The organism is Amycolatopsis japonica (assembly GCF_000732925.1).
In the GTDB taxonomy this organism is placed as follows: Bacteria; Actinomycetota; Actinomycetes; order Mycobacteriales; family Pseudonocardiaceae; genus Amycolatopsis; species Amycolatopsis japonica.
This window is the reverse complement of record NZ_CP008953.1, coordinates 8,113,908-8,135,314: the sequence shown is the minus strand read 5'-3', so window position 1 is coordinate 8,135,314 and position 21,407 is coordinate 8,113,908. Positions and strand designations below refer to the sequence as shown.

General features: G+C 68.0%; 20 protein-coding genes. 3 read left to right on the top strand and 17 right to left on the bottom strand.

Features of this window, described 5'->3' with window-relative positions:
* Positions 1-44 precede the first annotated feature (44 nt).
* Entirely contained in the window at positions 45-1,655 is a 1,611-nt protein-coding gene (gene lnt, locus AJAP_RS37680; RefSeq protein WP_051972721.1) for an apolipoprotein N-acyltransferase, read from the top strand.
* Positions 1,656-1,945: 290 nt separating this feature from the next.
* Complete coding sequence (locus AJAP_RS37675; RefSeq protein ID WP_202965554.1) at positions 1,946-2,977, top strand: prolipoprotein diacylglyceryl transferase family protein; 1,032 nt, start codon at positions 1,946-1,948, stop codon at positions 2,975-2,977.
* On the opposite strand, the gene AJAP_RS37670 is transcribed toward AJAP_RS37675, so the two are convergent.
* Genes AJAP_RS37670 through AJAP_RS37635 form a run of 9 tightly spaced genes read right to left on the bottom strand, consistent with a single transcriptional unit; the run spans position 2,974 to position 9,221 of the window.
* Positions 2,974-3,594: a redoxin domain-containing protein gene (locus AJAP_RS37670; RefSeq protein WP_051972720.1), complete on the bottom strand. Its 621-nt coding sequence runs from the start codon at positions 3,592-3,594 to the stop codon at positions 2,974-2,976. The genes AJAP_RS37675 and AJAP_RS37670 overlap by 4 nt on opposite strands.
* Complete coding sequence (locus tag AJAP_RS42640) at positions 3,591-4,145, bottom strand: hypothetical protein (protein WP_051972719.1); 555 nt, start codon at positions 4,143-4,145, stop codon at positions 3,591-3,593. The genes AJAP_RS37670 and AJAP_RS42640 overlap by 4 nt, the downstream gene beginning before the upstream one ends.
* Positions 4,142-4,618 (bottom strand): cytochrome c-type biogenesis protein, encoded by a 477-nt coding sequence (locus AJAP_RS37660; protein ID WP_038520434.1) that lies wholly within the window; start codon positions 4,616-4,618, stop codon positions 4,142-4,144. Before AJAP_RS37660 ends, AJAP_RS42640 begins: the two co-directional genes overlap by 4 nt.
* Positions 4,611-6,596: a heme lyase CcmF/NrfE family subunit gene (locus tag AJAP_RS37655; RefSeq protein WP_038520431.1), complete on the bottom strand. Its 1,986-nt coding sequence runs from the start codon at positions 6,594-6,596 to the stop codon at positions 4,611-4,613. The genes AJAP_RS37660 and AJAP_RS37655 overlap by 8 nt, the downstream gene beginning before the upstream one ends.
* Positions 6,593-7,027: a cytochrome c maturation protein CcmE gene (locus tag AJAP_RS37650; protein ID WP_038520429.1), complete on the bottom strand. Its 435-nt coding sequence runs from the start codon at positions 7,025-7,027 to the stop codon at positions 6,593-6,595. Before AJAP_RS37650 ends, AJAP_RS37655 begins: the two co-directional genes overlap by 4 nt.
* The gene (locus AJAP_RS45155; RefSeq protein ID WP_267284116.1) at positions 7,024-7,146 is read right to left on the bottom strand and encodes a hypothetical protein; all 123 of its coding nucleotides are present in this window, start codon (positions 7,144-7,146) and stop codon (positions 7,024-7,026) included. Before AJAP_RS45155 ends, AJAP_RS37650 begins: the two co-directional genes overlap by 4 nt.
* On the bottom strand, positions 7,139-7,870 hold the full coding sequence (gene ccsA / locus AJAP_RS37645) for a cytochrome c biogenesis protein CcsA (protein WP_038520427.1): 732 nt from the start codon (positions 7,868-7,870) through the stop codon (positions 7,139-7,141). Before ccsA ends, AJAP_RS45155 begins: the two co-directional genes overlap by 8 nt.
* A complete protein-coding gene (locus AJAP_RS37640; protein ID WP_038520425.1) occupies positions 7,867-8,535 on the bottom strand; it encodes a heme exporter protein CcmB in 669 nt (222 codons plus the stop codon). The genes ccsA and AJAP_RS37640 overlap by 4 nt, the downstream gene beginning before the upstream one ends.
* Positions 8,532-9,221 (bottom strand): ATP-binding cassette domain-containing protein, encoded by a 690-nt coding sequence (locus AJAP_RS37635; RefSeq protein WP_038520423.1) that lies wholly within the window; start codon positions 9,219-9,221, stop codon positions 8,532-8,534. The genes AJAP_RS37640 and AJAP_RS37635 overlap by 4 nt, the downstream gene beginning before the upstream one ends.
* Positions 9,222-9,286: 65 nt before the next feature.
* On the opposite strand from AJAP_RS37635, the gene AJAP_RS37630 reads away from it, so the two are divergent.
* Entirely contained in the window at positions 9,287-10,024 is a 738-nt protein-coding gene (locus AJAP_RS37630) for a cytochrome c biogenesis CcdA family protein (protein WP_038520421.1), read from the top strand.
* Positions 10,025-10,446: 422 nt separating this feature from the next.
* On the opposite strand, the gene AJAP_RS37625 is transcribed toward AJAP_RS37630, so the two are convergent.
* From AJAP_RS37625 to AJAP_RS37590, 8 genes are all read right to left on the bottom strand, one after another.
* Entirely contained in the window at positions 10,447-12,096 is a 1,650-nt protein-coding gene (locus AJAP_RS37625; protein ID WP_228694771.1) for a multicopper oxidase family protein, read from the bottom strand.
* Positions 12,065-13,840 (bottom strand): aa3-type cytochrome oxidase subunit I, encoded by a 1,776-nt coding sequence (gene ctaD / locus AJAP_RS37620; protein ID WP_038520418.1) that lies wholly within the window; start codon positions 13,838-13,840, stop codon positions 12,065-12,067. The genes AJAP_RS37625 and ctaD overlap by 32 nt, the downstream gene beginning before the upstream one ends.
* A gap of 77 nt (positions 13,841-13,917) precedes the next feature.
* On the bottom strand, positions 13,918-15,486 hold the full coding sequence (locus tag AJAP_RS37615) for a VanW family protein (RefSeq protein ID WP_228694769.1): 1,569 nt from the start codon (positions 15,484-15,486) through the stop codon (positions 13,918-13,920).
* A gap of 287 nt (positions 15,487-15,773) precedes the next feature.
* On the bottom strand, positions 15,774-17,189 hold the full coding sequence (locus AJAP_RS37610) for an NADH-quinone oxidoreductase subunit N (protein WP_038524633.1): 1,416 nt from the start codon (positions 17,187-17,189) through the stop codon (positions 15,774-15,776).
* 13 nt (positions 17,190-17,202) lie between these two features.
* Positions 17,203-18,684 (bottom strand): complex I subunit 4 family protein, encoded by a 1,482-nt coding sequence (locus AJAP_RS37605; RefSeq protein WP_038520414.1) that lies wholly within the window; start codon positions 18,682-18,684, stop codon positions 17,203-17,205.
* A 17-nt stretch (positions 18,685-18,701) separates the two neighbouring features.
* Positions 18,702-20,534, bottom strand: a complete 1,833-nt coding sequence (locus tag AJAP_RS37600; protein WP_038520413.1) for an NADH-quinone oxidoreductase subunit 5 family protein — start codon at positions 20,532-20,534, stop codon at positions 18,702-18,704.
* Between the two features lie 4 nt (positions 20,535-20,538).
* Complete coding sequence (gene nuoK, locus AJAP_RS37595; protein WP_038520411.1) at positions 20,539-20,844, bottom strand: NADH-quinone oxidoreductase subunit NuoK; 306 nt, start codon at positions 20,842-20,844, stop codon at positions 20,539-20,541.
* The gene (locus AJAP_RS37590; protein WP_038520409.1) at positions 20,841-21,404 is read right to left on the bottom strand and encodes an NADH-quinone oxidoreductase subunit J; all 564 of its coding nucleotides are present in this window, start codon (positions 21,402-21,404) and stop codon (positions 20,841-20,843) included. The genes nuoK and AJAP_RS37590 overlap by 4 nt, the downstream gene beginning before the upstream one ends.
* Positions 21,405-21,407 lie beyond the last annotated feature (3 nt).

Genomic DNA, 21,407 nt, shown 5'->3' with positions numbered 1-21,407 from the left:
GGTTGAGCAGTGTAATGAACTACTATGCACGGTAGTATTGCCGTGTGTGGCGACGCGACCGGAGACTTGCTCGAACGCTGCTGTGTGCACTGCGCTCAGGTGTTCCGGCCGTACTCGCCGGATTGATCCTCTACCTCAGCCTGGCGCCCCGGACCTGGTGGTGGTTGGCGCCGGTGGCGTTCGCCGTGCTCGGACTCGCCTTGCACGGTTGCCGGTTCCGGCAAGGCGCCGGTCGCGGATTCCTTTTCGGGCTCGCGTTCTTCCTTCCTCAGCTGTCCTGGTTGCAGGACTTCCTTGGCGCCGATTTCGGGCCGTGGCCTTGGCTGGCGTTGTCGGTGACGATGGCTCTCTACTTCGCCATCGCCGGTGGCCTGTCCGCCGCGGTTCAACGTCTTCCCTGCGGACCCATCTGGATGGCGGCGGTCGTGATCGCCGCGGAGACACCTCGCATGTGGGTTCCGTTCGGCGGATTTCCCTGGGGGCGTATCGCGTTCACGCAGCCCGAAGGGATCTTTTTGCCGCTGGCCTCGCTCGGCGGCGCCCCGTTGGTGGGCTTCGCCGCGGTGCTCTGTGGGTTCGGGCTCTCGCGACTTGTGCTGCGTATGCGCGAGATCGGATGGCGATTTCGTCGCGCCATCCTCGGACCTGCGCTGACCGTTGTGCTCCCGATAGTTGCCGGGGTGGGAGCAGTGCTGAGTGTCGACGACGGCGTGGGGGTTGGGAGCCGGACAGTCGCTGTGCTGCAGGGCAACGCCCCGGATCGTGGGCTGGCCCTGCTCGGCGAGCGGGATTCGCTGCGCGAAAACCATTTCGCCGAATTTCGGCGGTTGATCGAACGGGTTCGCGAAGGTCGGGTCCAGAAGCCCGATCTGGTCGTCTGGCCGGAGACTGCGGTCCGGATTCCCGCTGACGGAGACCGGCTCGGCGAACTGGTGAACGAACTCGGTGTCCCAGTGCTCGTCGGCGCGCTTGAGCGCCTGTCCGATGGGCGCAACCAGAACGTCGCTGTCGTCTGGGAGCCCGGTGAAGGGCCTGGGCAACGCTACGCGAAACAGCGGCTGGTGCCGTTCGGGGAGTACATGCCCGCACGTGAGATCGCCCGGCTGGTCACTCCCTTCGCGGACAGCGGCGAAGACATCTCACCGGGAACCGGGAGCCCGGCGGTGTTGCGCCTGGCTGAGACGGTCGTCGGTGCATCGATCTGCTACGAGGTCGCCTACGACCAGACGGGCCGCGACGCCGTCCGCGCCGGGGCCGAACTGCTCACCGTGCCGACCAACAACGCGTGGTACGGGCGAAGCGAGATGACCTACCAGCAGCTTGCCATGGCCAGGTTGCGGGCCGTCGAGCACGGTCGCGCGGTGCTGGTCGCCGCGACCAGCGGAGTCAGCGCCATCATCCGGCCTGACGGCACGGTCACGCGCGCTTCCGGGCAATTCACCGCTGAGACGCTGATCGACACGATCCCGCTGCGACGGGATCTCACGATGGCCGACCGGCTGGGCCCTTGGGTCGAGCATGTGCTGATCGCGGCCGCGACCGGAGCCATTGCCGCCACGTTGATCCTGTGGGTGAGGGCCCGGTCGCCGGAGCGTCCGGCTTCCGGAATTCTCCGGCGACGAGGCAAGGTCGACACCAACTACTACGATAGATAGTACGATCAATGGCAGTAGTTGGCTTTTGACTCGTGAGGAAGTGCGTCGCTGTGGGCAAGAAGGCACGGAACAAGTCGGCGAAGACCACTACCCGCCCGGCGCAGCGCACGGCGTCGGCACATCAGGCTGCGGGCCCCGCCCGGACCGATGGCGTCCTGCCGCCCGCGCTCGCCCGCCCACGGCCGGCCCCATCCGCGTCCACAACTGTGGCTGTCAGGACCACACCGGAGACCAGCCCGGCGGAGACTGGAAGACGCACAGGACAAGGTCGCGCGACGATGGTGGGCTGTATGGACGGCCTTGCCGCGGAGGTGCTGCCGCACGGGGTCGCGGCCACCTATTGGTTCGACGCCGCCGATTCCGGTGAGCCGTACACGGCGGCTATTCGATTCACCGGTGTGAGGACCGATGTCACGGGCAAGCCGGGCGTTGGCGACCGGTTCGACGTGATCGAGCACCTAGAGATCATCCCGGGTAGCGGGCGGACGGCCCTGACGGCGAAAGTGCCGGGCGTCAACCCTGGCACGTGGCGAGTCACGGCGAGGCCGGACACGGCGGCGGGGCGAGGCTCAGCCGCGTCAAGACACCTGCCGAGGCGGGTCGTCGACGTGGTCGCGAGGCCGGGCCCCCTGGGGCAGGGGCCAGGAGTGCGGTTGCTGTCCTGGCCGCTGCTGGTCGGACTGGGCGCGGTGGTGGCGCTCGTGCTCCAGGCGGTCCTGGTCGCTCGGTCCGGGTACGGCGTCATGGGGGTGCTCGCCGTCTCGCTCGTCGGCTGTGCGCTCGGGTTCGCCGGGGCGAAGGCCTGGTACCTCGCGTTGCATCGACGGCATCCACGCACGTTCATGAACTCCGGTGCGTGTATTCAAGGCTTCCTTCTCGTCGCGCTGGCCGTGGTGGCGCTGGGCGCGTTGGTGGTGGGCATCCCGATCGGGCGACTCCTGGACTTGACGACGCCGGGCATCTTCCTCGGTATGGCCGTAGGCCGTCCTGGCTGCTTTCTCACCGGATGCTGCGCGGGACGGCCGACGACTTCGCGATGGGGCTTGTGGTCCTCCGATCGGAGGTTGGGGGTTCGCAGGCTTCCGGTCCAGCTCGTCGAGGCGGCCGTCGCCCTGGTGATCGGAATCGTCACGCTGAGCCTCGTACTCGGCGTCGAGCCGGGTGTCGACGGGATGATCTTCGCGGGCGCGGTCGCTGCCTATACGTTCGCCCGGCAGCTCCTGTTCCCGTTGCGCAACGACTCGCGAACCGCGACCGGTCGCGCCGTGACAATGGCCGCCTGCGGGCTGGTGCTCGCGGCGGCGGCCATTCTGGCGGCCTAGGACGGCTCGGACTGCACGGGCCCGTCGGTGCGTGACTGCGGCCGGCGGCCCGCCTGGATGTCGTCGAGCGTGCTCGCGAGCAGTGGAGGATCGGTCGGCCCGGTGATCTTGGCGACGATGGTCCCGGTCCGGTCGATGAAGAACGTTTCCGGAATGCCGATGACACCGAAGTCCATGGCAGCGCGGGAACCAGGATCGGTGACGTACTGGTAGCCCTTGCCACGGCCGAGCTCGTCGAGGAACCCGATCGCGGGTTTGCGCTGATCCTGGTAACTGATCCCGACGAAGGTCACGCCCGCATCGCCGTACGCGTCGGCCGCCGCCACAAGTGTCGGCTGTTCTTCGCGGCAGGGGACGCACCACGACGCCCAGAAGTTGATGACCACTATCCGGCCGCGTAGCGACGTGAGGTCCAGCTCTCCCTCGCGTTCCAGGTACGGCAACGAGAGCTCAGGCGCGGGCTTGCCGATCAACGGCGTGTCGACCAGCGTGGGGTCCTTGCCGAGGCGGGTGCCGAGCAGCGCGCCGACGGCGACCGCGGCGATGGCGGCGGCGAGGGCCACCCAGCGCAGCCATCGCATCGTCGCAGTACGGGGATCAGCGGATTCGGTGCTCATCGGCCGTTCCTGTCGAGTTCGCGGCGGGCGGTCGCGATCAGGGCTTCGACGTCCCGGCGGGTTTCCGGGAGCAGGTCGGGCCGCGTCTGGAGTTGCTCGAGGGTGCGGAGCGCGGCGGCCGGATCGTCGCGGCCGAAGAGTTCGACGTTGGCCCTCATCCACAGGGCCGTTCCCGCCGCATCGCCGCCGACGGGCAACGGCGGTGCGGGTGTGCTGCTCTGCGTGACCTCGTTGCCGGTCACGAAGCCGTTCTCCGGCCTGGGCTGCACCGACCCAGGGAGGACGACGGCAGCCGCGAGCCCCGCGACCAGCACGGTGACGACGTAGGCGAGCGTGCGGGCGACACTGAGCCGGGACGGTGTACGTGCACTGGGCATATCGAGGCCGTCGAGCCGGGCCATCGCATCCGCGGCGGCTCGTTCGTACTCGGTGCGCAGCCGTTGCCCGGCCTCGGCAGGGATCTCGCCGGTGCGAATCTGCACCTCCAGCGCCAGCAAATCCCGAAGCGCTTGCTCGCGCTCTTCCTCGAGACGTTCTCGTTCACGAGTCACAGGAGATCCTCACGACGGTAGTGGGCACGTGTTCGCTCCAAGGCCTGTGCGATCTGATCGCGCTGCTCCTCCGGTACGACGAGGACCACTTCTCGACGTCGCAGGAAGACGCCGAGCCCGGCGGCGCCTGCGAGCACGCCTGCCACCGGCAGGAGCCACAGCAGCAGCGTCGGGCCGTGGGCGGGCGGGTCGAGCAGAACCCAGTCGCCGTAGCGGGAGCGGAAGTACGCGACGATCTCTTCCTCGTCGCGGCCGGCCGCGACCTGCTCCTGTACGACCTGTCGCATCGCGGAGGCGGTTTCGGAGGGTGACTCGGCGATCGAGACGCTCTTGCACACCGGGCAGCGCAGCCGTTGCTCGAGTTCGTAGGCTCGGTCCTCCTGGCCGCCGGTGCTCATCAGCTGAGCCGCGACTACTCCCAGCAGGATCAGCACACCGGCGATACAGGCGAGACTGACGACTCGGCTACGCACCGGCTTTCGCCTCCGCCGGAGGAGCCGTCTCGGCCGTGGACCGCTCCAGACGGCCACGTCGCTTGCCGGTCAGTGCCCAACCCCCACCGGCGGCGATCATGAATCCTCCGACCCAGAGCCACGACATCAGCGGGTAGCGATAGAGGTTCACCGTCACGTTCTCCGGGGTGAGCTGGGCGAGCGCCACGTAGATGTCCCGGCCCGCCGTGCTCCACACGGTCGGCGTGCCGACCGCCTGCGGCTGGTTGACGAAGGTCTCGAGCCGGGGCTCTGCCGTCCAAACGGCTTGGCCGTCTTCGCGGAACACGAAGTGCGCGTCGCGCAGCGTCCGGTCGGGTTCGACATGCTGCTCGGTGGTCTCCAAAGTGACCGTGTACCCGGCGAACTGCGCCGTCTGCCCTGGAGCCAGGGTGACGGTGGCGCGGTTCGTGGTGGCTCCGGAGACCGAGATCGCCACAGCGACGACGGCCACACCGAGGTGAGCGAGCTGCCCGCCCCAGTACGCACGCTGCCCGGTGACCAGCCGCCACAGCCCGCGCGGCCGCCGGTTCGGCGCGGCGACAAGCAGTTGCCGGACACTCGCCGAGGAAATCGTCACCGCCAGGAACACCACAGCGACGGCGCCGACCGACCGGAGACCCGCCACGGTCACGACCGCGGCGGCAGCGCTGCCGAGCAGAAGCGGTACGCGTAGCCGGGTCCACAGCAGACCCGGTGTCGCCCAGCGATAAGGCGTGAACGGTCCCGCGCCCATCGCCAAGAGCAACGCGAACGACAGCGGTACGGCCATCCGGTCGAAGAACGGCCGTCCCACCGACACCTGCCCGCCGGAAAGGGCTTCCACGAAGATCGGGTAGAGGGTGCCGAGCAAGACGACGAAGGCGAACAGGCACAGCAGAAGGTTGTTCACCAGGAACAGACCCTCGCGACTGCCGAGTCGCAGGGATCGTGTTCGCGTGGCGATGTCCTCGCCGCGCAGTGCGAACAGCGTGAACCCGGCCACCAGCACCACGACGAGGAATCCGAGCAACGCGGGGCCGACACCGGACTGCGTGAACGAATGCACCGACGCGACCACCGACGAGCGGGTGAGGAACGTGCCGAGGATGGTGAGCGCGAACGTCGCGAGCGCCAGCACGAAATTCCACGCCTGCAACATTCCGCGCTTGACCTGCACCACGGACGAGTGGATGAACGCCGTGGCCACCAGCCACGGGATCAACGCGGCGTTCTCCACCGGATCCCACGCCCAATAGCCGCCCCAGCCGAGGACCTCGTACGACCACCAGGCGCCCACGATCAGACCCGCGGTCAGAAAGGTCCACGCCACGAGATTCGCCCGGCGAGTTCGGACGAGCCAGTCGACACCGCCCCGCCGGAGCACCAGCGCCGACATCGCGTAGGCGAAGGACACCGTGAAGCCGACGAAGCCGAGATACAGCAGCGGCGGGTGAATCGCCACCATGATGTCGTTACGCAGCAGGGGATTCGGGCCTGGCCCGTCCATAGGCGGAGTGGCCAGGATCTTGAACGGGTTGGCGACCGTGGTCACCATCCCGAAGAAGAACGCGGCGACCAGTCCCATGACGCCGAGCGCCCCGGTCCCGAGCCGGTCGTCCGCTCCCGTCAGGTTCCGGCCCGCGACGAAGATGTACCCGGCCAGTACCAGCGTCCACAGCACGATACTGCCGCCGAGTCCGGACCACGCGCTGGTGATCGTGAACAGCAGAGGGGTCGCGCGCGCGTGGGTCTCGGCGACGTACGACATCGCGAAGTTGTCGGTGAGCAGGGCGGTTTCGAGAGCTGCCATCGACAGGACCGCGCCGCCGGCCATCACCGAGGTCGCGGCACGTAACTGTCCTGTCCGGACGGTTCCTGGGCGGTGTTGCGCGCGGAAGCCGTACAAGGCCAGGACGAGCGAAGCGGCCAGGCCGAGCAATGCGCCACCCCAGCCCGCGGCCGGGACTGCTTGCGTCATCGAGGATCACCTCCGGGACCTGGCTGCGGCGTCGGGCCCGGCGGACGATAGTTCTCGTCGTGCTTGACGATCATGGTGTCCGAGAGGAATTCCGTGCCACGCCAAGAGCCTTCGACCACCACACCGATGCCGGGCTGGAAAAGCTGCGCGACCGGGCCGGTATGCAGCACGACGACCGCGGCGCTGTCCGGACGCACCTCGGAGGTCACGACGAACGTGAGCCCGTCGGCGGTGCGCCGGTCGCTACCCGGACGGATGAATCCGCCGAGTTGGAAACGCCGCCCTTCGGCGTAGTCGGCGTGCTTGGCCAGCGCCTCATCCGGCGTGAGGTAGTAGACGAGGTTGCCGTTCAGGTTGCCGAAGAGCAGTACGCCGACGAGCACCGCGACGACGCCGATTCCCGAAACGGCGAGCAGCCGGTAGCGCTTCACCGGTCACGCCCCAACTCGCGCTGGACGGCCCTGGCCCGCTGGACCAGCTTGACCGTGTACGCGGTGAGAACGCCGAAGGTGACTACGAAGCCGATGATCACCCAGGTCCATTCAGACATCGTTCGCCGGCCCTTCCAGTCGTGGTGCGGCCACCGCGAGGCCGGCCAGCCGGCTGTCCGCGGTGGCTTGGGCGGTAGCAAGGTCCTCTTCCAGCGAGGACAGGCGAGTGCGGGCTCGCAGCAGGGCGATCGCGAGTAGGGTGAACCCGAGCACGTTGACCAGCAGCACCAGCAGCATGCGATGGTCGATGGAAGGGTCGCCCGGTTTCAGGACGGTCGGTGGCTGGTGCAGGGCCCGCCACCACACCACCGACAGGTGCACGATGGGTACCTGCACGAACGCGACGACGCCGAGCACGGCCGCGCGCCGTGCCCGCGCGACAGGGTCGAGCGTCGCGCGCCGGAGAGCGAGATACCCGAGGTAGACGAAGAACATCAGCGCGGTCGTGATCAGCCGGGGATCCCAGGTCCACCACACGCCCCAGACAGGTTTGCCCCACCAGGAACCCAGTGCGATCGTCAGACCGGTGAACAGCACACCGACCTCCGCGCTGGCGGCCGCGAACCGGTCGAAGCGTTCCTTCCGCCGCCACAACCACAGCCCGCTCGCCACGAAGGTGATCACGAAGCACAGGTAGGCCGTCCACGCCGTCGGAACGTGGAGGTACATCAGACGCTGGTACTCACCCTGGATTCGGTCCGGTGGCGCGAGGACGGCGCCGGTCAGCCCGGCGGCGAGCACGACGACGGTGGCGACCGGCAGTCGTCGTCCGAGCGGGTTCATGCGTTCTCCTCACAGGCGTTCGCGCTCAGCAGCAGACCGAGCCAGCCGATCGCGGTGGTGGTGACCAACAGCAGGAGCCAGGGCCACGGAATCCGTCCGTAGGCGGCCGTCTTGATCACTTCCGTGGCGCCGAGCAGCAGCGGAAGCGCGAGCGGGCAGACCAGCAGCGGGCCGAGCGTGCCGCGCCCGGCCAGGCCGCGGACGACGGCCCCGGCGAGGGTGCCGAGCGCGGCCAGTCCCGCGGCTGTGACGGGCAAGACAGCCGAAAGCCACGCCCAGCCGCGCATCGGCGGCTGGTAGAACACGACCAAGGCCGGCAGCAACAGCAACTCGAAGGCCAGCAGCACGACCGTGGTCGCGACCGCGCGACCCGCGAGCCGGGCCGCCGGGGCGACTCCTGCCAGCCGCAGCATCCCCAGGTGTTCAGGCGAATCGGTCGTGGACTGGCGCAGGGTGACGAGCAGGCCGAAGAGCAGCACCACGACCCAGTACATCCCCAAGCCGAGCTGCGCGAGCAGCGGGCGGTCGGCGCCGACGGCCAATGGTACGAGCAACAGCGCCACCGCCCCGAACGGCGCGATCACCCAGAGCGTCTCACCGGCACGGCCCTCGATCCGCAACTCGGTGCGCGCGACGGCACCGGCCTGCCGCAGCGGCGTGGTCATCGGTGCTCACCGTCCGGCACGAACTCGTGGACGCACGGAACCAGTCGCCCGCCCTCGAGGAGAGCGAGCCGGTCGGCCAGCGATGTCAGCCGTGGGATGTCGTGGGAGACCACGACCGCCGCGCCGCTGCGGATACGGACCCGGTGCACGACCAGATCGACCAGACCGAACGACGCGGGGTCCAAACCGGCGTGGGGTTCGTCGAGCAACAGCAGCTTCGGAGCGGTCAGGATGACCCGTGCGAGGTCGGCGCGCCGGAGCATTCCCTGTGAGCATTGGTTTGCCCGGCGGTGAGCCGCTTGTCCCAAACCCACGAGGTCCAGTGCGGCGGTGGCCGCGGAAGCGGACCGCCCGGTCAGTGTGGCCACGTAACGCAGGTTCTCTTCCAGTGTCAGGAGCGGGTGCAACGCCGACTGATGTCCGACCAGCGCGATCGACGGCCTGACACTCTGGGCCGCCGAAGTGCCGAGCCTCGCACCAAGCACGGTTCCGAGCCCGCCGGCCGGTCGCAGAAGGGTGGCCAGGACGGCCAGCAACGTGCTCTTCCCCGAGCCGTTGGGGCCGAGGACACCGAACACTTCACCGGGGCGCACCACGAGGTCGAGTCCGCGCAGGACAGGGCTGCGGTGGACGGTGACGTCCAGATCCGTCACGGCCACCACGGCATCCCGCTGCTCTACTAACATCGCTAGTAGATTACAGTCGGTTGGAGCCGACCACTCGTCCGGGTTCCGACAGGCAGGTTTCTGACGTGGAGTTGTACGCATCGCTGTCGCTGGCCATCGTGGCGGGGATCATCTCGTGCACTTCGCCGTGCGTGCTTCCGCTGCTGCCCGGCTATGTGTCCTACATGTCCGGCGTCGGACGGTCCTCTGTGGACGGACCGACCATGACGCTGAGCAAACGTCGTGTCGCTGTCGCCTCGCTATTGTTCATCCTCGGCTTCACCGTGGTGTTCGTCGCACTCGGGATGACGGCCTCGGCCCTGGGGCTGGCGCTGGCACAGCAGAAGCAGACTTTGACGGTCATCGGCGGCATCCTGGTGATCGTGATGGGCTTTCTCATGCTCGGCGTCGTCCGGATTCCATTGCTGTACCGGGAATTCCGGTTCGACCTGCATCGTGTGCGCGGTGGCCCGGCAGGCGCGGTCGTGCTGGGCGTCGCATTCGGCCTGGGATGGACGCCCTGTGTCGGCCCAGTGCTCGCGTCGATTCTCGCGACCGCCGCGAGTACGGCGACGGTCGGCACCGGCGCGTTGTTGTTGTTCGCCTACTCGGTGGGGCTCGGGGTGCCGTTCCTGCTTGTGGCGTTCGGAGTGGCGCGGGGGCAGCGTGGCCTGGGCTGGCTGCGGAAGCATACGAGGAAGATCGAGGTCGTCGGCGGGGTTTTGCTGATGGCGATGGGGATCGCGATGCTCACAGGTGGCTGGACGCTGCTGATGAGCCAGATGCTGGCGTGGTTCGCCCGTCTGGGCTGGCCTCCCGTGTGACTTCCGGCGCGCAGGCTTCCGTGGTGCAGTCTCGCTGCCGCCAGCGAATCACCACGGCGGCGCCCAGAGCGGCCACCGACAGAGCCGCGAGTACGGGCTGAACGGGTGCCCACAAGCCGAGAGCACCGGACACGCCGAGCAGTCCCACGATGATCTTGTTGCAAACCGGGCATCCGACAGCGAACACCGCGGCGGTCACCGATCCGATCACCCGGCCACGCCCGCGGGTGTCGCTTTGGGGACGTCGAATGGACACCCAGAGCCCGGTGAGGACCGCGGTGAGCGCCAAAACGGGATACTCCCACCATCGGATCGGTGTCATGCGGGTGAAGTACGACGTGTCGATGACATCGGTCGGCACCCCGACTGCGAGCGCGCTCAGTGCGGCGGCGGCCACTGCGGCCACCCATCGACGGGATCGCTCACTCCACATAGGACACGACCGACATCATCCCGGCTTCGCCGTGGTAGACGTTGTGGCAGTGGGTGAGCCATTGACCGGGGTTGTTCGCGTCGAAGTCGACTTCCACGGTCGTGCGAGGGAGGACGATCGCGGTGTCCTTGCGAGCGCCGAGATTGTTCTGACCGCGAACCTGGAACGTGTGGCCGTGCAGGTGCATCGGGTGATACATGTCGGAGTCGTTCACGAAGCGCAGCCGGACCCGCTGCCCTTGCCGGATCGGCAGGCCGTCGTTGGGGTTGAAGGGCTTGCCGTTGATCGTCCAGTCGTATTTGGCGCCTGGCCCGGCCAGGACCATGTCATGGACGACGTCCGGATTCTTGGCAGGAAGGGAGACTTCGGGGGTGGCCTGGAAGTCGGCGAGGCCGTGTACTTGCCGCGCTTTCAAGGCCGCGACCGCGGTGTCGTTCGCCGTCGCCGATTTGCTGCCGCCGGAATGCAGGAGGATCTGGGCGTAGGCGTTCTTTCCTTCGGCGATGGCGATGACAGGCACACCCTTGTCAGGGAGGGAGATCACGGCGTCGACTCGCTCACCCATGCCGATCAGGACCGTCTCGGCGGGGTTCGGAGTGGTCGCGGGGAAGCCGTCGGTGTGGGTGATCCGCATCGGCACACCGGGAATACCGACCCGGAACACGGTGTCCCCGCCCGCGTTGATCAACCGGAGCCGGATGCGCTGCCCGGGTTTGCCGTCGAACGAATGAGGTGCGGTCGCGAGCCGGCCATTGGCCAGCATATGCGGGTAGATCACGTCTCCGGCGTCGCCGCCGAGGACGTCCGACTTCGGCATGCCGGGCATCTCGGACATGCCCGGCATCGAGTGGCCCATGGCCATGCCGTTCTTTTTCAGATTGTCGAGGACCGCGTCCGGATCGGTGCCGGTTCCGTCGATCCAGTCGTCGAGCACGATCACCAGTTCGTCGTCGTAGTCCTTGCCGTCGGCCGGATCTTCGACGATGAGCGGGGCATAGAGCCCGCGATCGAGCTGCACGCCGACGTGCGGATGGAACCAGTACGTCCCCGCGTCGGGCACCGTGAACTCGTAAGTGAAGTCCGCGTTCGCCGCGACGGCCTGCTGGGTGACATCGGGCACGCCGTCCATGTCGTTGCGCAGAGCGAGGCCATGCCAATGGATGCTCGTCGGCTGGGGGAGCCGGTTGCCGAGGTTGGCTTTCAGTACCTCGCCGCGTTTCAGTCGGATTTCCTTGCCCGGAAGCGCTCCGCCATACGTCCACGTCTTGACCGGTACACCGCCGAGGTCGACCTCACCCACCGTCGCGGTCAAGTCCGCCGTCGTGACGGCCGCGTTCGCCGCGCGCCGGGCCTGCTCACCCCTGGCGACCAGGGGTGAGGTCGGTCCGACCTTGGCCTGCACGGGCGTGCCGCCGCCGGACGAACAGGCGGACAAGCCCACAGCCGCGGCGGTACCGGTGCCCAGCACCAGGAAACCGCGCCGGCTCATCCGGCGGTTCGGGAACGGCGGGTGCTCGGCAGGTGTCATGACTCCCTCACGGTTCAGCGATCTACGAAGTCCGATAGTACATGGATTCTCCGGCGACATCTTGTGGCGTGGCTTGATGTCACTCGCTGGAGTTGTCCTTGGAGTGGTCACCCGGCATGGCCGCCTCGGTGAGCACCTGGGACGGCGCGCGGTGGGTGTTGACCTTCTGCTTCCCGAAGAAGCCGATCTCACCCTCCTTGTGGATGCGCTCGACCATATGCGGGTAGTGCAGCTCGAACGCCGGACGCTCGGACCGGATCCGCGGCAGCTCGGTGAAGTTGTGCCGCGGCGGCGGGCAGGACGTCGCCCATTCGAGCGAGTTGCCGTAACCCCACGGGTCGTCCACCGTGACGATCTCGCCGTACCGGTAGCTCTTGAAGACGTTCCAGATGAACGGCAGCGTCGAGGCACCGAGGATGTACGCGCCGATCGTCGAGATCGTGTTCAGCGTGGTGAACCCGTCGGACTGCAGGTAGTCCGCGTACCGGCGCGGCATGCCTTCGGCACCCAGCCAGTGCTGCACCAGGAACGTGGCGTGGAAGCCGATGAACGTGGTCCAGAAGTGCCACTTGCCGAGCTTCTCGTCCATCATGCGGCCGGTGATCTTCGGGAACCAGAAGTAGATCCCGGCGAACGTGGCGAACACGATCGTGCCGTAGAGCACATAGTGGAAGTGCGCGACGACGAAGTAACTGTCCGAGACCTGGAAATCGATCGCGGGGGCGGCGAGTAACACCCCCGTGAGCCCGCCGAACAGGAAGGTGACCATGAAGCCCACCGAGAAGAGCATCGGCGTCTCGAAGGTCAGCTGCCCTTTCCACATCGTGCCGATCCAGTTGAAGAACTTCACCCCGGTCGGGACCGCGACGAGAAAGGTCATGAAGGAGAAGAACGGCAGCAATACGGAGCCCGTCGCGTACATGTGATGGGCCCACACGGAAACCGAGGTGGCCGCGATACCGATGGTGGCCCAGATGAGTCCTTTGTAGCCGAACACGGGTTTGCGGCTGAAGACCGGAAGGATTTCCGATACGATCCCGAAGAACGGTAGGGCGACGATATAGACCTCTGGATGGCCGAAGAACCAGAACAGGTGCTGCCAGAGGATCACGCCGCCGTTCGCCGGGTCGTAGACGTGTGCACCGAGCCTGCGGTCGGCCAGCAAACCGAACAGTGCCGCGGTCAGGATCGGGAATGCGATCAGGATCAGGATACTGGTGACCAGGATGTTCCAGGTGAAGATCGGCATCCGGTACATCGTCATCCCGGGGCAACGAAGGCACACCACGGTGGTGATCATGTTGACCGCGCCGAGAATGGTGCCCAATCCGGACACCAGGAGACCGGTGATCCAGAGGTCGGCGCCGACTCCGGGGGAGTAGATCGCATTCGACAGCGGCGTATAGGCGAACCATCCGAAGTCGGCCGCGCCGCCCGGGGTGAGAAAGCCGGACACCACGAGCAGACTGCCGAACAGGTACAGCCAGTACGAAAACGAGTTCAGGCGGGGGAACGCCATGTCCGGGGCGCCGATCTGCAGCGGCAGGATGAAGTTCGCGAATCCGAAGATGCTCGGTGTCGCGTACAGCAGCAGCATGATCGTGCCGTGCATGGTGAACAGCTGGTTGTACTGCTCGTTGGACAGAAACTGCATCCCCGGCCGGGCCAGCTCGCTGCGCATCAGCATCGCGAGCGCACCGCCCACCATGAAGAACGCGAACGACGTGACCAGATACATGATGCCGAGCTGCTTGTGGTCGGTCGTGCGCAGCAAACGAAGGAGAACGGAGCCCTTCGGCGGTGCAGTGCGTTCCGAGCCGGGCCGCAGTGCGATGGGAGCGGGTTTGACGACCATGGGGCCTCCGTCCGAGTAACTACTAGATAGCATAGTAGATACTCGGGCGGAGGCGAGAAGTCAGGCCTGCCGTGGCGTCAGTCGGAGCCGGAGCAGACGATGGCGGGCTCGGGTTCGTACCGGACAGTGCGTGTCGACCGGGAGATCTCGGCGCCGCTCAGATCGCGGATCACCCGCGTGTCCGAAGTCGTGAACCCGGACTTACCCTTCGCCGTCCGGCAAGAGCCTGCCGACTTGGTGACGGTCGGCGGGCTGGTGTAGCCGTGTTTGGGGCCGGGGATCGATTCCACGGTGACGTGCTTCGTGCCCCAGAGTCGCACGGTGATCGACGAGTTCGTCCAGATCGTCTGGATCGCCACGCCGGTCGGTGCGTCGTTCTTGAACCTCAAGTCGATGACGCTGCTGCCGTCCGGATTCTGGAAGACGGTCGCCTCCCGTGCCGCCGGGTAGCGGCTGATGTGGAAGCTGTGTTCTTTGTGGCCGGCGTCGGTCATCCCGGCGAAATACGAGGCGTTGTAGAGCGTCGTGGCGAATTGCGAGATCCCGCCGCCAACGGCGCGCGCGGGCACGCCCTCTTCGATCACGCCTGCTTCGACGTAGCCCTGGGCGCGGCCACGCGGACCCGTGTAGTCGTTGAGGCTGAACGTGCTTCCGGGTTCGACGATCGCGCCGTCGACCTTCTCGGCGACCACGCGGATGTTGACCCCGGAGTCCCTGGCGAAGCCGCCGGTCGTGAATTCCCCGACGACCTCCCTGATGCCGAGCTTGGCGATCTCGTCGGCGGTGACCTGGGCTTGGGTGTTCCGGTACTCGGCGACGGCCACCCGGTTCCCGTCCTTGGAGATCGCCTTGATGAGCGCGGGCAGGGTCTTGTCCCAGTCGACCACGCGCCCCTCCTTGGCGGGAACGACCTGAGGTCGGTCGCCCTCGAAGGTCATCCGCGCGTCTTGGCTGGGCTTCTCGGTCGGGGCGAGCTGCTCGGCGAGCTCGCGGAGCTTCGCCTTGTCGAGGCTGGGCACCAGCTTCCCGTCCTCGGACGGGGTGAACGTCAGTGCCTCCGCGATGTCCGACGCGGACACGGTGGACTCCCGGCCATCGCCCCGGACAGTCGCAGGTCCGGACACCGCGGGCCCGGCCACCTGCTCGGCCGCCGCCCGCGCGCTTTCGGCGGTGGCCTTCGGCCGGACGGTCTCGACCGGCAGCTCGATACGCTCCGCGGAGGCCCAGCCGGTCAGCAGCGCGTGCCGAGACGTCGCCGTGTCCAGCCGTCGGCCTTCCTGTGGTAGGACGGGAACAGGGGTCAATCCGTCGAAGCGGACGTTTCCCTCCACGAGGACGCGGTCGACGCCCGTACGCAACTTGTCGATCGTCGTAGTCAGCGCCTGGTCGTCGCCCTGCGCGACGACGGGGAAGCTCTCGCCGGAGAACAAGGACGTGAAGCGTGCCCAGGGGTTGGCGGGCGGTGTTCCCGCCTGGGTGACCGAGGCCGCGAAATCCACCGTGATGCCCGCGGAGTTCGGGACGAACGCGGTCTCGCGCCCGTCCACCACGATCTGGACCGGCCGGGACAGTCGTGGCGTCAGCGCCTCGCGAAGGGTTTGCTCCGCGACGGCCGACGTAAGCCCGCCAAGCGCAACGCCACCCACAGAGGTCCCCCGGGGAACTTCGCCCGCGGTCAACGCGAGGTCAAGCCCGTACAGCACGGCCAGTCCGCCAATGACGCCGGCCGCGACGATCGTGGCGGGATGGCGCCACCACGGGCGTGCATTTCGGTTGGTGCCCGCTGGCGGCTCGACCTCGAGCTGAGTGGTGGTTTCTCCAGCATTTTCCCCTGACGGAACCACTGTTTCCCCCGGTCCTTCTCGCCGCGCCACGCGTTCCGGAGCCGCACCGTCCGGAACGTGACCTAGGCTACTATCGAACCTAGTTGACCTCAGAACAGGGCCAGGTCGCCGTGCAGCGCCCCCAGAGCCACTCCGGCCAGCGGGCCGAGGGCAACCGACGCGATCGTTGCGACGTAGGCGGTATTCGCGGCCCACTTGTCGACGGGAGGCGCCTCGGTGTCCCCTGTGGACCGCATCGCCGGGGCGATCCAGCGCAGGTAGTAGAAGACGCTCGCCACCGTGTTGACGGCCGCGACGACGACCAGCCAGGCGAATCCGCCGTCGAACGCGGCGGTGAAGACGGTCAGTTTCCCGACGAAGACCGCCGTCGGCGGCGTGCCGACCAGCCCGAGAAGGCAGACCGCCAGGCTGACCGCCAGCCATGGCCGTCGCCGCACGAGCCCTCGGTAGTCGTCGATCAGCGGCGCCTTCGGCAGGGCGCACACCACGGCGAACGCGCCGAGGTTCGTCACCGTGTAGGCGCCGACGTAGAACAGCAGCCCCGGCAGCGCCAGTGAGCTGCGAGTCGCGACGACGACGGCCATCAGCAGATAGCCGACCTGGCTGATCGTCGAGTACGCGAGCAGCCGCCGGACGTTCCGCTGGAAGAACGCGGCGAGGTTGCCCAGTGTCATCGTCACCGCGGCGACGATCGCGATCAGCAGCGGCCAGTCGACGGCGGTCTCGGACATGCCGGAGGCGACGAGCCGGTAGGCGGCGATGACACCGCCGATCTTGGGCACGGTGGTCAGGAACGCCGCCACCGGTGGCCGGGTGCCCTCGGTGACGTCGGGAACCCAGAAATGCGCCGGGACCGCACCCATCTTGAACAGCAATCCGGCGAACACCCCGACGAAGCCCACGGCCACCGCGACGCCGGGTGCCGACCCCAGCGGTTTGGCGATGTCGGCGTAGGCGGTGGCACCGCCGACGCCGAACAGCACCGTGGCGCCCGCCAGCATCGTGATGCCGAGCAGCGCGCCGAGGAGGTAGAACTTGAGCGCGCCTTCGGTGCCGGTGTCGTCCTTGGCGAACCCGGCCATCGCGTACAGCGGAATGCTGGCGAGCAGGAACGCGGCCACGAGCAGCAAGAGATCGTTGGCGCCGGTCAGCAGGACCGTGCCCAACGCGGCCAGCAGCACGAGTACGTAGAGTTCGCTCTCCCGTGGCGACGACCGGAACTCGCGCGCGCTCACACCCAAGGTCAGCACCACGGCGACGAGGACGATCGCGCGCCCGGCGTTGGTGGCGACGTCGATGGCGTACGTGCCACCGAACACCGTCCGATCCGGACTCGGCCACGCCAGCACCGTGGCGACCAGACCACCCGCGCAGGCAAGGAAGGTAAGCAGCCGGACCGGCCACTGGCGCTCGCGCGGAAGGTACGACCCGAGCAGCAGCGCGACCACGGCGGCCACCGCCAGGATGATCTCGGGCAGCAGCGCCGACGGGTCCTCGTCCAGCATCTCCACGGCGCGCTCACCGGGCCAGCAGCGTCAGGACGGACCGGGACACGGGCTCGATCGCGTCGAGCAGGAACCGGGGGAAGATCCCGATGACGACCGTCAGCACCAGCAGCGGCGTGATCGACACCGCCTCCGGGACGGTCAGGTCGGCTGCCGGAGCCGATTGTGACGGCCCGAGGAACACCTTCTGGAACGCGCGCAGGAACAGCGCGGCCGTGATCAGGATCCCGAGGAACGCCACGATCGTGGCCACCGGTGCGGCACCGAGGGAACCGGTGAAGATCTGGAACTCGGCGATGAACCCGGAGAATCCGGGCAGCCCCAGAGAGGCGAAGGCGGCGACGGCGGTCAGCCCGGCGAACCGGGGCGCCGTCCGCGCGAGCCCTCCGTAGCGGTCCAGGTCGTACGTGCCGCCCCGCTCGTACAGCACGCCCGCGAGCAGGAAGAGCGCTCCGGTGATCAGGCCGTGGCTGACCATCTGCGTCACCGCCCCGGTCACCGCCAGTTGCCGGGCCTTGACGGCCGAGTCCGCCACCAAACCGGCCGCGCCGACCGCGAGGACGATGTAGCCCATGTGGTTGACCGAGGTGTAGGCGATCATCCGCTTGAAATCCCGCTGTGCCAACGCGACCAGTGCGCCGTAGACGACGCTGACCACGCCGACGATGACGAAGACGAGCGCGTACCGGCGCCAGGCCTCGGGCAGGATCGGCATGGCGATCCGCACGAACCCGTAGGTACCCATCTTCAGCAGCACCCCGGCCAGGATCGCCGAGCCCGCGGCAGGGGCTTCGGTATGCGCGGGAGGAAGCCAGGTATGGAACGGCACGGTCGGGGTTTTGATGGCGAACCCGACCCCGAGCGCCAGCAGGATCAGGCCGGCGGCCCAGCCGCTCCCCGCGAGCGGGTTCTGCCGGGTCAGCTCGACGATGTCGAAGGTGTGCGGCGCTGCGGAGAGATAGAGCGCGATGAATCCGACCAGGAGCGCCAGCGAGCCGACGAACGTGTACAGGAAGAACTTCACCGCGGCGCGCGCGGCGTCGCGATGTCCCCAGCCCGCGATCACGAAGTACATGGCCACGATGGACAGATCGAAGAACACGAAGAAGAGGATCAGGTCGAGCGCGACGAACAGACCGAGGCTCACAGTTTCGAGGAACAGGAACAGCGCGGCGAAGGAGCGCACGCGCTTGTCCTGCCGCAGCGAGTACACCGCGCAGGCGAGGAAGAGACCGCCGGTGAGGGCGATGAGCGGAAGACTCAAGCCGTCGACCCCGATGTGATACCCCGAGCTGACGCTCGGGATCCAGCGCAGGTTGACCTCGTAGACGTAGCCGTCGGAAACCGGCGCCGCCACCCACAGAGCCACGATCAACGCGAACTCCACCGCGGAGACGCCGACCCACCACCAGCGGGCGAACCGAGCGGAGACGCGCGGCACCGCGAACAGGACCACCGCCGCCGCCAGCGGCAGGAACACCACGACGCTGAGCACGCTCTACCTCACGTTCTTCACAGGATCATCAACAGCACGGCGAGCACACCCAGCGCGACCGCGGCCTGGGCGTAGTACTGGTGCAGCTGCCCGGTCTGAGCCTTCGGAGCGAGCCGGCCCAGCGCGCGGGCCGTCCGCGTCACACCGCGGACCGCGCCTTCGATCGACCACTCGACACGGACGTCCGCCAGACGCCCGAGCGCCGTGCCCGTCGCCGCGGCCGCCCGGACACCGCCGTCGACCACGTGATCGTCAAACCGCGCAAGGGCACTCGCCAGCCGCATCGTCGGCCTCGCGACCACCAGGTCGGCGAGGCGTTCCAGCCGTAGCCAGTCCGCGAGCACCCCGTTTCCGGCCCCGGACAACGCAGGCCGCGATCGTGTCCAGATGGCCGCCGCGACCACGCCGACCACCGCGACTGCACCCGAGACCAGCAGTTCCACACCGTTGGGTACGGCCGCCGGGGAACCGCCCACGAATTCGGCGAACCAGGCGGCGGGACCAGGCAGGCCACCGATGCCGAGCAGGGCGGCCGCCGCCGCGAGGACCGGCAGCGGTGCGAGCAACAGCGGACGCAACCGCGTCGTCGGAGTCGTCTCGGTGGGCTGCCACAGCAACGCCAGCACCCGGCCGACGTAGGCCCCGCTCAGCAGCGCGGCGGCCAAACCGGCGACGTACAGGGCGGGGGAGTCAGCGAGTGTCGAGGCGAGAACCGCGTCCTTGCTGACCCAGATGGACAGCGGCGGTACCCCGGCCAGGCTCAAAGCTCCGACGGTGAACACCACGCCCAGGAACGGGAACCGCCGAGCCGCGCCACGGAGCCGTTCGAGATCCTTCGTGTCCAGCGCCACCAGCCACGCACCCGCACCGAGAAAGAGCAGGCACTTGGTCGCGGCGTGCGCCACGAGCTGCCCCGTCCCCGCCGCCGGTCCGCCGGCTCCGGCCGCGAGCACCATGAACCCGATCTGGGAACAGGTCGACGCGGCGAGCACCTGCTTGAGATCCCGTTGCACCAGCGCCACGGCGCCGAGCACGACCGCCGTGCCGGCACCGATCCAGGCGACGACGTCGGCCGCCCAGACCGTCGAGGCCAGAAGCGGCTCCACCCGCACGAGCAGGTACGCCCCGGCGGCGACCATGGTGGCCGAGTGGAGCAGAGCCGAGACGGGGCTCGGACCGTCCATCGCGCGGGAGAGCCAGAAGCTGAACGGAAGCTGGGCGGATTTTCCTATCGCGGCCAGCACGATCCCGGCCGCGATGACGTCGCGCCAACCGGCCGCTGCTTCAGGCAGTCCGGCGAGCGTGAGACCTCCGACCCCGCCCGCCAGCGCGGCGCCCGACGCCAGATACAGCCCCAGGTCGGCCGATCGGGTGGTCAGCAACGCGAGCGTTCCCGAGTCGACACGGCGGGTCTCGCGCCACCAGAAACCGATCAGGGCATACGAGCACGCGCCCATGACCTCCCACGCCATCAGCAGCACGATGAGATCCCGGGCGCAGACGGTGACGAGCATCGCGCCCGCGAAGACCAGCATCAGCCCGTGAAAGCGGGCGCGGGACTCGCCGGCGCCGAACTCTGCGGACGCGAACACGAGCACCGCCACCAGGATCACGGCCACCGTGACCACCATGACCGCCGACAACCCGTCCACGGCCAAGCTGACAGGCAGCCCGGCGAGCAGCGGTGCCGAGGCGTCCGGCCGGCTGCTCGCGGCGACCACCGCCAGCACTGCTGTCAAGGCCGCCGATCCAACGCCGAGGGCAGGCGCGAGCCGGTCGGCTGGGTGCCCGGCGACGAGGAGGATACCGCCGACGACCAGGGGGAGCGCTACGAGCAGCCACTGGACCATCGGCTCAGCCCTTGAGATCCGCGGCGGAGTCGGTCATGTCGACGTCCCGGCGCCGGAAGATCGCGGTCGTCACCGCGAAGCCGACCGCCATGTCGAGCGCCATCAGCGTGACGGCGACGAGGACGACGACTTGCCCGTCGGGGCGCATCGGCGAGACGAAGTACCAGAACGCCGCACCGGCCACGATCACCGCGTTGGCCATCAGTTCGAGGCCCATCATGATCATGACGATCGATTGCTGGGACAGCGCGCCGTACAGGCCGACACTGAACAGCGCGGCCGCGAGGTAGAGAAACCACTGGAGGGTCACCGGTTCAGGCCCCCTCGGACCGGGTCGTCCGGGCGCTTCGCGTCGAGGCGATCGCCGTAGCGGTCGTATCGGCCGCGGTTCGTGGCCAGGACGACCGTGGCGACCATCGTGGCGAAGAGGCACAACCCGATCACCATCATCACCAGCATCTTCGAACCCATCAGCGCCTCACCGAGCGCACGTGTCGGGTCGGCCGGGCGCGCGGCGTCCGACGTGGGCCACCGGACCAGCGAGATCCCCACGGCGAGCGCCACGAACACGCCTCCGGCGATGGCCAGCGACCCTTTCTGGTTGTGCACCATCGTCATCGGCATCAGCCCGGCGGGGTTCATCATGTACATGATCATGAAGACGACCATGACGACCATCTCCATGATCATCATCAGGATGACCAGGACGCCGAGGTAGGCGAGGTTCAGCAGGAAGACCGTTCCCGAGGCGAAGATGAACGACGCGAGCAGAGCGAACGTCGCCCGCGCCATCGAATCCACCCGGAAGACGGCAACGCCGGTGGCAACGGCTCCGACGGCGCACGCCCAGAAGGCGATCTGTGTCCACATTCA

Excerpts from the sequence above, each read along its gene's own strand:
- AJAP_RS37675 (WP_202965554.1), top strand. The coding sequence starts at position 1,946 with ATGGACGGCCTTGCCGCGGAGGTGCTGCCGCACGGGGTCGCGGCCACC.
- AJAP_RS37670 (WP_051972720.1), bottom strand. The coding sequence starts at position 3,594 with ATGAGCACCGAATCCGCTGATCCCCGTACTGCGACGATGCGATGGCTG.
- AJAP_RS37655 (WP_038520431.1), bottom strand. The coding sequence starts at position 6,596 with ATGACGCAAGCAGTCCCGGCCGCGGGCTGGGGTGGCGCATTGCTCGGC.
- AJAP_RS45155 (WP_267284116.1), bottom strand. The coding sequence starts at position 7,146 with ATGTCTGAATGGACCTGGGTGATCATCGGCTTCGTAGTCACCTTCGGC.
- ccsA (WP_038520427.1), bottom strand. The coding sequence starts at position 7,870 with ATGAACCCGCTCGGACGACGACTGCCGGTCGCCACCGTCGTCGTGCTC.
- AJAP_RS37640 (WP_038520425.1), bottom strand. The coding sequence starts at position 8,535 with ATGACCACGCCGCTGCGGCAGGCCGGTGCCGTCGCGCGCACCGAGTTG.
- AJAP_RS37635 (WP_038520423.1), bottom strand. The coding sequence starts at position 9,221 with ATGTTAGTAGAGCAGCGGGATGCCGTGGTGGCCGTGACGGATCTGGAC.
- ctaD (WP_038520418.1), bottom strand. The coding sequence starts at position 13,840 with ATGGTCGTCAAACCCGCTCCCATCGCACTGCGGCCCGGCTCGGAACGC.
- AJAP_RS37610 (WP_038524633.1), bottom strand. The coding sequence starts at position 17,189 with ATGCTGGACGAGGACCCGTCGGCGCTGCTGCCCGAGATCATCCTGGCG.
- AJAP_RS37600 (WP_038520413.1), bottom strand. The coding sequence starts at position 20,534 with ATGGTCCAGTGGCTGCTCGTAGCGCTCCCCCTGGTCGTCGGCGGTATC.
- AJAP_RS37590 (WP_038520409.1), bottom strand. The coding sequence starts at position 21,404 with ATGTGGACACAGATCGCCTTCTGGGCGTGCGCCGTCGGAGCCGTTGCC.